General features: G+C 76.8%; 10 protein-coding genes. 7 read left to right on the forward strand and 3 right to left on the reverse strand.

From position 1 onward, the window contains the following. Window positions 1-116 precede the first annotated feature (116 nt). From ACYVOF_RS07415 to ACYVOF_RS07440, 6 genes are all read left to right on the forward strand, one after another. A complete protein-coding gene (locus tag ACYVOF_RS07415) occupies window positions 117-2,177 on the forward strand; it encodes an acyltransferase family protein (protein WP_460865200.1) in 2,061 nt (686 codons plus the stop codon). A gap of 33 nt (window positions 2,178-2,210) precedes the next feature. Beyond that, window positions 2,211-2,606, forward strand: a complete 396-nt coding sequence (locus tag ACYVOF_RS07420) for a hypothetical protein (protein ID WP_460865201.1) — start codon at window positions 2,211-2,213, stop codon at window positions 2,604-2,606. Continuing rightward, window positions 2,603-3,010, forward strand: a complete 408-nt coding sequence (locus tag ACYVOF_RS07425) for a YchJ family protein (protein ID WP_460865203.1) — start codon at window positions 2,603-2,605, stop codon at window positions 3,008-3,010. The genes ACYVOF_RS07420 and ACYVOF_RS07425 overlap by 4 nt, the downstream gene beginning before the upstream one ends. A 5-nt stretch (window positions 3,011-3,015) precedes the next feature. Next, window positions 3,016-4,200 (forward strand): MFS transporter, encoded by a 1,185-nt coding sequence (locus ACYVOF_RS07430; protein ID WP_460865205.1) that lies wholly within the window; start codon window positions 3,016-3,018, stop codon window positions 4,198-4,200. Between the two features lie 28 nt (window positions 4,201-4,228). After that, window positions 4,229-4,768, forward strand: coding sequence for a DsbA family protein (locus tag ACYVOF_RS07435; protein WP_460865206.1), 540 nt, complete (start codon window positions 4,229-4,231; stop codon window positions 4,766-4,768). Between the two features lie 73 nt (window positions 4,769-4,841). Then, window positions 4,842-5,693 carry an oxidoreductase gene (locus ACYVOF_RS07440; RefSeq protein WP_460865208.1) on the forward strand — a complete coding sequence of 284 codons (852 nt, stop codon included), beginning with the start codon at window positions 4,842-4,844 and terminating at the stop codon, window positions 5,691-5,693. Between the two features lie 99 nt (window positions 5,694-5,792). On the opposite strand, the gene ACYVOF_RS07445 is transcribed toward ACYVOF_RS07440, so the two are convergent. Continuing rightward, window positions 5,793-6,371 carry a class I SAM-dependent methyltransferase gene (locus tag ACYVOF_RS07445; protein WP_460865209.1) on the reverse strand — a complete coding sequence of 193 codons (579 nt, stop codon included), beginning with the start codon at window positions 6,369-6,371 and terminating at the stop codon, window positions 5,793-5,795. Continuing rightward, complete coding sequence (locus tag ACYVOF_RS07450; protein ID WP_460865211.1) at window positions 6,371-6,844, reverse strand: CD225/dispanin family protein; 474 nt, start codon at window positions 6,842-6,844, stop codon at window positions 6,371-6,373. The genes ACYVOF_RS07445 and ACYVOF_RS07450 overlap by 1 nt, the downstream gene beginning before the upstream one ends. Before the next feature lie 92 nt (window positions 6,845-6,936). Here ACYVOF_RS07450 and ACYVOF_RS07455 point away from each other — a divergent pair, with 92 nt between their 5' ends. Next, window positions 6,937-7,836: a DNA-3-methyladenine glycosylase family protein gene (locus tag ACYVOF_RS07455; protein ID WP_460865212.1), complete on the forward strand. Its 900-nt coding sequence runs from the start codon at window positions 6,937-6,939 to the stop codon at window positions 7,834-7,836. 23 nt (window positions 7,837-7,859) lie between these two features. Here the strand turns inward: ACYVOF_RS07455 and ACYVOF_RS07460 are convergent. Then, the coding region (locus tag ACYVOF_RS07460; RefSeq protein WP_460865213.1) for an SbcC/MukB-like Walker B domain-containing protein at window positions 7,860-8,780 on the reverse strand (921 nt) is incomplete at its 5' end.

Below are 8,780 nucleotides of genomic sequence, written 5' to 3' on the forward strand. Positions count from 1 at the left end.
CGACCGCTGCACCCCAGGTCACGGGTGCGCAACGGTGGAGATGGGAGGTGGCGCGTGCACGACCAGGTCATGAACCACCCATTACCCTCGGGGTCATCCCACGCAGGTCGCGGCGGGTGATCCGTGCTGCCGGGGGTGACGAGGTGGACCTGAGCGCTGCTCGCCGCGCCCCCAGCCGTCCCCGGCCGGTCGGGCCCACCCCCGCCGGGCCGACCTACCGGCCCGAGCTGCAGGGCCTGCGGGCCGTGGCCGTGGCGCTCGTCGTCGCCTACCACGTGTGGTTCGGCCGGGTCTCCGGCGGCGTCGACGTCTTCCTCGTCCTGTCCGGCTTCCTGCTCACCGGCCAGCTCGTCCGCGCCGGCTCGGCCGGGCGGGCGCTGGACCTGCGGCGACGCTGGAGCCGGACCCTGGTGCGGCTGCTGCCGTCGATGGTCGTCGTCCTGCTCGCCACCACCGTCGCCGCGGCCCTGGTGCTGCCCGAGTGGCGGTGGCCGCAGGTGCTGCGCGAGGTCCTCTCCTCGCTGCTGTTCGTGGAGAACTGGCGCCTCGCGGCCGACTCCGTCGACTACGCCGCCCAGCACGTCGACGCCAGCCCCACCCAGCACTTCTGGTCCCTCGCCATCCAGGGCCAGTTCTTCCTAATCTGGCCGGTGCTGCTGGCCGGGGTCGTCGCCCTGGGCACGGCGGCCGGGGTCCGCGCCCGGGTGGGGCTGACCTGCGCCGTGGTCACCGTCGCGTCGCTGGCCTACTCGGTCTCGCTGACCGCGGCCAACCAGCCGCTGGCCTACTTCCACTCCTGGACCCGGGCGTGGGAGCTGGCCCTGGGCGGCCTGCTCGCCTGCGTCATCGGCGCGGTGCCGCTGGCCCTGCGCACCCGGCTCGTGCTCGGCTGGGCCGGGGTGCTCGGCCTCGTCGCCTGCGGGCTGCTGCTGCGGGTGGACGACGTGTTCCCCGGCTGGGCCGCGCTGTGGCCCACCGGCTGCGCGGTCGCGGTGCTGCTCGCCGGCTCCACCGGCTCCCCCCGCGGTGTGGACCGCTGGCTCGCCCACCCCCTCGCGCAGCGCCTCGGCGCGCTCGGCTTCACCCTCTACCTCTGGCACTGGCCCGTGCTGATCATCACCCTCGTCGCCACCGAGCAGCGCGAGCTCGGGCTCGTCGACGGCCTCGCCGTGGTCGTGATCTCGGTGGTGCTCGCCGCCGCCACCCACCACCTGGTGGAGCAGCCGCTCGCCGGTCGCGGGTTCAGCACTCGCGGCGGGGTGCGCCTCGGGCTGGCCGGGGTGGTCGTCGTCCTCGCCGCCACAGCCACCTGGCAGAGCGCGGCGCTGGCCCGCACCGAGGGCCTCGGCGAGGTGGGCGACGCCGCGCACCCCGGTGCCGTCGCGCTGCTCACCGGGCCGCCCGAGCCCGCCGCGCTGCTGCCCGCCGCGGTCGCGCTCACCAGCGACTGGGTCGGCATCGATTCCCCGTACTGCGAGCGGCGCACCGTGCGCGACGTGGTCCTGTGCACCACCGCGACCCCGGAGGAGCCCACCCGGCGGATCGCCGTCGTCGGCGACTCCCACGCCCGCCAGCTGGGCGGCGCGCTGGTGCCGCTCGCCGCGCGCCACGGCTGGGAGATCACCTGGGCGATCAAGGACGCGTGCCCGCTGTCCACCAGCTCCGAGGTGTTCCCCGGCGAGCCCACCTGCCTGGCCTTGAACGCCGCGCTGCCCGACGCGCTCGCCGAGTCCGGCGTCGACACCGTGGTCGTCATGGGCAGCCGCAACGCCCGGGTCGGGCTCACCGAGGTCACCCCCACCGGGTTCGCCGAGCAGTGGACGGCGCTGACCGAGCGGGGCCTCGGCGTGGTCGCGCTGCGCGACAGCCCCCGCTTCGAGTACTCCGTGCCGACCTGCCTGGACGAGCAGGGCCGGGGCGCGCCGCAGTGCGAGGCGCCCCGCGACGCCGTCTACACCGCCGCCCCGCCCTGGACGGGCCGCGACGACGTGCCCGCGAGCGTGGCCTTCGTCGACACCGCCGACCTGTTCTGCCCGGGCGCGAGCTGCGTCACCGAGCTGGGCAACGTCGCGGTGTACCTCGACGACAACCACCTGACGAGCACCTTCTCCCACACCCTGGCCGACCCGCTCGAGGCCCGGCTGCTCGACGCGCTGGGCACCGTCGCCGGCCGCTGAGCCGGGCGGCGCCCCCGGGTCCATGCTGGGCCGGTGAGCGACGACGCCCTCGGCGCCTACCGGGGAGGCACCTACACCCGCAGCTACCTCGTCATGTTCTGGCTGATGGGCGTGGTCGGCGTCGGTCTCGACGCGGTGCTGCGCTCGCACTGGTCGGTGGCCGGGGTGGTGGTGCTGGGCGTCGTCGGGCTGATGGGCGTGGTGCTGCTGGTCGGGGTGGCGCAGAGCGTGCTCACCCGCGACGGGCTGCGCCTGGTGCTGACGCGGCGCACGCTGCGCTGGGTCGACGTCGCCGAGGTGCTCGAGCCCGAGGCGGGCGACACCGAGGTGCGGCTGCGCACCTGGGACGGCACCGTCGTCACCGCCAAGGGGGTGCCCGTGCGGGTCCGCGGCGGGGTGCGCGCCCTGGTCGAGGCGGCCCGGCGGTGACCGCGCGCGGCCCGGGCGCCTGCCCGTGCGGGCTGGGCCCGCCCTACGACGCCTGCTGCGGCCCGCTGCACGCCGGCGCCCCCGCCCCCACCGCGGAGCGGCTCATGCGCTCGCGCTACACCGCCTTCGCCCTCGCCGACGAGGCGTACCTGCTGGCCAGCTGGCACCCCCGCACCCGGCCGCGGGCGCTGCGGCTCGACGCCGGGCAGCGCTGGACCGGGCTCGAGGTGGGGCCGACGACTGGTGGCGGCCCCTTCGCCGCCGAGGGCACCGTCGCGTTCCGCGCCCGCTGGGCGGCCGGCGGGCGGACCGGGGTGCTCGCCGAGACCAGCCGCTTCGTCCGCGTCGACGGGCGGTGGGTCTACCTCGACGGCGTGAGCGGGCCGGGCACGGTGACACCCTGACGCGCGTGCCCCTCCCCCGCCTGCGGCCCGGCCCGGCCTTCGCCGCGCTCGCCCTCACCTTCGCCGTGGTCATGCTGGGGGCGACGCTGCCCACCCCGATGTACGGGCTCTACCAGCGCGAGCTCGGCTTCTCCCCGCTCGTGCAGACCGTCATCTTCGCCGTGTACGCCGTCGGCGTGCTCGGCGCGCTGCTCGCCTTCGGCCGCTGGTCCGACGCGCTCGGCAGGCGCCCGCTGCTGCTCGCCGGGCTGGGGTTCGCGCTGGTCAGCAGCGTGGTGTTCCTGCTCGCCGGGCCGGTGTGGGTGCTGCTGGTGGGCCGGCTGCTCTCCGGGCTCTCCGCCGGCATCTTCGCGGGCACCGCCACCGCCGCGGTGATCGAGGCCGCCCCCGAGGCGTGGCGGGACCGCGCCCCGTTCGTCGCCACCGGGGCCAACATCGGCGGGCTGGGCCTGGGCCCGCTGCTGGGCGGCCTGGCCGTGCAGTACCTGCCCGCCCCGCTGCACCTGTCCTTCGCCGTCCACGTCGCCGCGGTGGCCGGGTGCGTGCTGCTGGTGCTGGCCGCGCCGGAGACCGTCGACGTCGCGCCGGACGCCCGCCCGCAGCGCCAGCCCCTGGCCGTGCCCGCCGAGGTCCGCGGCGTGTTCGTCGGCGCCGCCATCGCCGGGTTCGCCGGGTTCGCCGTGCTGGGGCTGTTCACCGCCATCTCCCCGCAGCTCGACGCCCAGGTGCTCGGCCAGCGCAACGTCGCCGTCACCGGGCTCGTGGTGTTCCTGCTGCTCGGGTCGTCCGCCGCCGCCCAGGTGGCGCTGCGCGGCATGGCCGCCGACCGGGCGCTGGACCTCGGCTGCGTGCTGCTGGCGGTGGGCATCCTGCTCGTGGGCCTGTCGGTGGGGGTGGCCTCGTTCCTCGCCCTGGTCGCCGGGGCCGTCGTCGCCGGCGTCGGGCAGGGGCTCACCTTCTCCAAGGGCCTGGCCGCGGTGAACGCCGAGGTCGACCCCGGGGCCCGCGCCGGGGTGACGTCGAGCTACTTCGTCGTGCTCTACGTGGCCATCTCGCTGCCGGTCGTGGGGATTGGGGCCGCGATCGGCCCGCTCGGGCTGGTCACGGCCGGGCTCACGTTCACCGTCGGGGTGGCCGTGCTCGCCCTGGTCGCGCTCGTGCTGCTGCGCGTGCAGCGCGCCCGGAACTAGACGGGCGCCCGCGACGGTTGCACGAGCCATGACCGCACCCGCAGGACACACCCCGGACGGCGGCGTGCTGCTCGGCGACGCCTCGGCCACCTCCCACACCGTCGTCGTCTTCGAGGACCCGAGCTGCCCGTACTGCGCGCAGCTGGAGGCGAGCTCGGGGGACGTGCTGCGGCGCGCCGTCGCCGACGGCTCCGCCAGCGTCGAGCACCGCACCATGGCGTTCATCAACGACGGGTCCGTGCTGGCCGCGAACGCGCTGGCGCTCGCCGCGGAGGCGGGCAGCTTCGCCGAGCTGCACCAGTGGCTCATGGCCCACCAGCCCGACGAGGACGGCGACGGCTGGACCGAGGACGCGCTCGTCGAGGCCGGGGCCCAGGTGGGGATCACCGGGGACGACTTCGTCACCGGGGTGCGGGAGGGCCGCTGGGTGCAGTGGGTGCTCGAGGCCAACGACCGCTTCGGTGAGCAGGACCCGTTCGGCACCCCCGGGGTGTTCGTCGACGGCGAGCACGTCGACCCCGCCACCGCGATCGGGGACCAGACCGCCCTCGCCGCGCTCATCCGCTGACGCGCTCCCCCCTCGCCGCGCTGCTGCACTGACGCGCTCCGTCCCTGATCGCCCCCTACTTTTTGGAGTCCGCATGACCCCCTCCGCCACCGCCGCCGGCACCGCCGCGCTGGGCACCCGCACCGTCACCCGCATGGGCTACGGCGCCATGCAGCTCGCCGGACCGGGCGTCTTCGGCCCGCCCGCCGACCGCGACCGGGCCGTCGCCGTGGCCCGCCGGGCCGTCGAGCTCGGCGTTGACCACGTCGACACCAGCGACTTCTACGGCCCGCACGTCACCAACGAGATCCTGCGCGAGGCGCTGCACCCCTACGACGGGCTCACCCTCGTCACCAAGGTCGGGGCCCGCCGCGACGACGAGGGTGCGTGGCTGGAGGCGCTCTCGGCCGACGAGCTGCGCTCCGCCGTGCACGACAACCTGCGCAACCTCGGCGTCGAGCGGCTCGACGTGGTCAACCTGCGGCTGCACGACACCGAGTCCTCGCTGGCCGAGCCGCTGGGCGTGCTGGCCGAGCTCAAGGCCGAGGGGCTCATCGACCAGCTCGGCGTCTCCAACGTCGGCGGGGGCCAGCTGCTCGAGGCCCGCGGCATCACCGACGTCGCCTGCGTGCAGAACCAGTACAACCTGGTGCAGCGCGAGGACGACGCGCTCGTCGACGCGTGCGCCGCCGCCGGCATCGCCTACGTGCCGTTCTTCCCGCTGGGCGGGTTCTCGCCGCTGCTGGAGGCCGGGCTCGACGCGGTCGCGGAGCGCGTCGGCGCGACCCCCATGCAGGTGGCCCTGGCCTGGCTGCTGCAGCGGTCCCCGTCGATCCTGCTCATCCCGGGCACCTCCTCGCCGGAGCACCTCGAGCAGAACGTCGCCGCCGCCGACCTCACCCTGGCCGCGGACGACGTGGCCGAGCTCGACGCCCTGGCCGGCTGACCGCCGCTGGCCCGCTGTGCCCCCGCATCGCGCGGGCTCGATGCACCTCCCGGGGCCGCCGGGCTGCATCCAGCCCGCGCGATGCAGCCCGGGCCGGGGTCAGGCGGGGGCGCGGTGGACGGTGACGGCCCAGCCCGCATCGTCGTGCCAGGCCCGCAGGTCCCAGGTGGCGAAGCGGTGCTCGCGCACGAGCCCGACGGCGGCGCAGTCGGCGTCGAACGCGGCCACGGTGTAGTCGCGGTCGGTGGCGAACCCCGTCACCAGGGCGCCGTCGGGCACCAGGTGCGCCCGCAGCCGGGCCAGCACCGCGCGCTCGCTGCCCGGCTCGGCGAACACCAGCACGTTCCCGGCCGCCACCACGACGTCGAACCGCTCACCCAGGTCCAGCGTCGCCAGGTCGGCCTGCACCACCGCCAGCCCCGGCTGGGTGCGCGCCGCGGCGACCAGCACCGGGTCGAGGTCGACCGCCGTGACGTGGTGCCCGCGGCGCACCAGCTCGGCGCCGACCCGCCCCGTGCCGGCCCCGGCGTCGAGCACCCGGGCACCGCGCGGGGCCAGCGCGTCGACCAGGCGGGCCTCGCCGTGCAGGTCCGCGCCCTCGGCGTCGAGCTCGGCGAACCGGGCCACGTACTCGTGGCTCGCGGCCTCGTCGCGCTCGGCCGCCCAGCGCGTGGGCATCAGTAGCTGGACCCGACCTGCGACGCCGTGGACACCAGCGCCGCGATGAGCACGACGTAGAACACGATGAGCGCGGCGAACAGCCCGAGGGCCACGAACAGCGCGGTCCGGCCCAGGCTGCGGGCCCGCTCGGAGGCGTGCTGCGCGCCGGCGTAGTCGCCCATCAGCCACAGCCGGGTCACGTTGGACGAGTGGGTGAACGCCGAGAACGCCAGCGGCCAGAACAGCACCACCGCGGCGACCGCCCAGCCCGCGTGGGTCGGCGGCACCGGCGGCGCGCTCACGGCCTGCGGGGTCTGGCCGTAGCCGGCACCGGGCCCACCCTGGCCGTACCCGCCCTGGCCGTAGCCGCCCGCGCCGTAGGAGTCCTGGCCGTAGCCGGCCTGGCCCGACCCGCCCTGGCCGTACCCACCCTGCCCGTAGCCGGCCTGGCCGTACCCGCCGTCGCCGCGGCTCTGCTCGGTCTCGCTCATCTCCCACCCCTCCGTCGTCACCACCCCGGTGGCCCCGGACCCTAACCGGACCGACGGGCCCGCGACCCCGTCCGGTGGCAGAGTTCGCGCGCGTGGCACCCGCCGTGACGTCCGAGCGGCTGCCGTTCCCGGCGCCCCTGCACCGCGACTGGCTGGCCTGGTTCCTGGCCGGGCACGCGCTGACCGGGGTCGAGGAGGTCCGCGACGGGGCCTACCGGCGGACGCTGCGGCTGCCCGGCGGGCCGGCGATGCTGTCACTGCGGCTGGCCGAGGACCACGTGGCGCTGGACCTGCGGCTGCACGACCCCGCGGACCACGACGACGCCGTCGCCCGCGTCCGCCGCCTGCTCGACCTCGACCGCGACCCCGCCGACGTCGACCCCGCGCTGGCCGCGGTGCCCGCCCTGGCCGCCGCCGTCGCCGCCGCGCCCGGGCTGCGCGTGCCGGGCAGCGTCGACGGCGCGGAGGTGCTGCTGCGCACCGTGATCGGGCAGCAGGTGTCCTTGCCCGCGGCCCGGACGGCCGGGTCCCGGCTGGTCGCGGCGCTGGGCGAGCCGGTCAACGACCCGGACGGTGGGCTGACCCACCTGTGGCCCGGAGCGGCGGTGGTCGCCGCCCGCGGCCACGAGGTGCTGACGGGCCCGGCTCGGCGGGTGGCCACCGTGCTGCGGGTGGCGGGGCTGCTGGCCGAGGGGTCGCTGGTCGTCGAGCCGGGCCGCGACCCCGCCGCGCTGCGGGCCGAGCTGCTCGCCGTGCCCGGGATCGGGCCGTGGACGGCCGACTACGTGCTGATGCGGGTGGTCGGCTCCCCTGACGTGCTGCTCGACGGGGACCTCGTGGTGCGCCAGGGTGCGGCGCTGCTCGGCCTGCCCGACGAGGCGCGGGCGCTGCGGCGCGCGACGGCGGACTGGCCGTACCGCTCCTACGCCGGGATGCACCTGTGGAAGGTCGCGCTGGCCGAGCGGGACCGGGTGCGCGCCGCCCGCCGCTGACCCCGGGCCGCGGCCGGGACCGCTCAGGCGGCGTCGACGCGCAGGCTCGACCCGGTTCGGGTGCGCTGCACGTGCAGCCGGGTGGGGATGCGCTGGCGCAGCTCGTCGACGTGGCTGACCAGGCCCACCACGCGGCCCCCGGCGCGGAGCTCGTCGAGCACGGTCATCACCTGGTCGAGGGTGTCGGCGTCGAGCGTGCCGAACCCCTCGTCGATGAACAGGGTGTCCAGCAGCACGCCGCCGGACTCCGCGGCGACGACGTCGGCCAGGCCCAGGGCCAGGCTCAGCGAGGCCAGGAACGACTCCCCGCCCGAGAGGGTGCTGGCCGGGCGGACCACCCCGGTGTAGTCGTCGCGCACGTCGAGCCCGAGCCCGCCGCGGCGGCCGTGGGTGCCGGCGGCGTCGTTGTGGACGAGCTCGTAGCGCCCGCCCGACATCCGCTGCAGCCGCACCGACGCCGCCACGGCGACCTCCTCCAGCCGCGCGGCCAGCACGTAGGAGTGCAGCGACATGCGGCGGCTGTTCTGCCCCCGGCCCGCGACGGTGTCGGCGAGCGCGGCCACCCGGTCGGCCTCGGCCAGCACGGGGCCGAGCTCGGCGCACCGCGCCTGCAGCGTCTCGACCAGCCCACCCAGCTGCCGGCTGCGGTGCTCGGCGCGCGCGTGGGTGGCGTGGGCGTCGTCCGCCTGCGACCGGGCCCGCTCGCAGGCGGCGCGGGGGGTGGCGACGTCGGCGGCCGCGTCCTCGGCGAGGCCGGCCACGGCGGGCTCGGCGAGCACCGCGCTCGCGGCGACCTCGGCGTCCCTGGCCTGCTCGAGCAGCGTGGTCAGCTCGGCGGCGAGGTCGGCCTCGAGCTCGGCGGCGACCGCGTCGGCCACCGCGCCGAACCCCGCCCCGACCGCCAGCGCCTCGGCCCGGGCCTGCCGGGCCGCCGCCTCGCGCTG

The organism is Rhodococcus aerolatus (genome assembly GCF_054783215.1).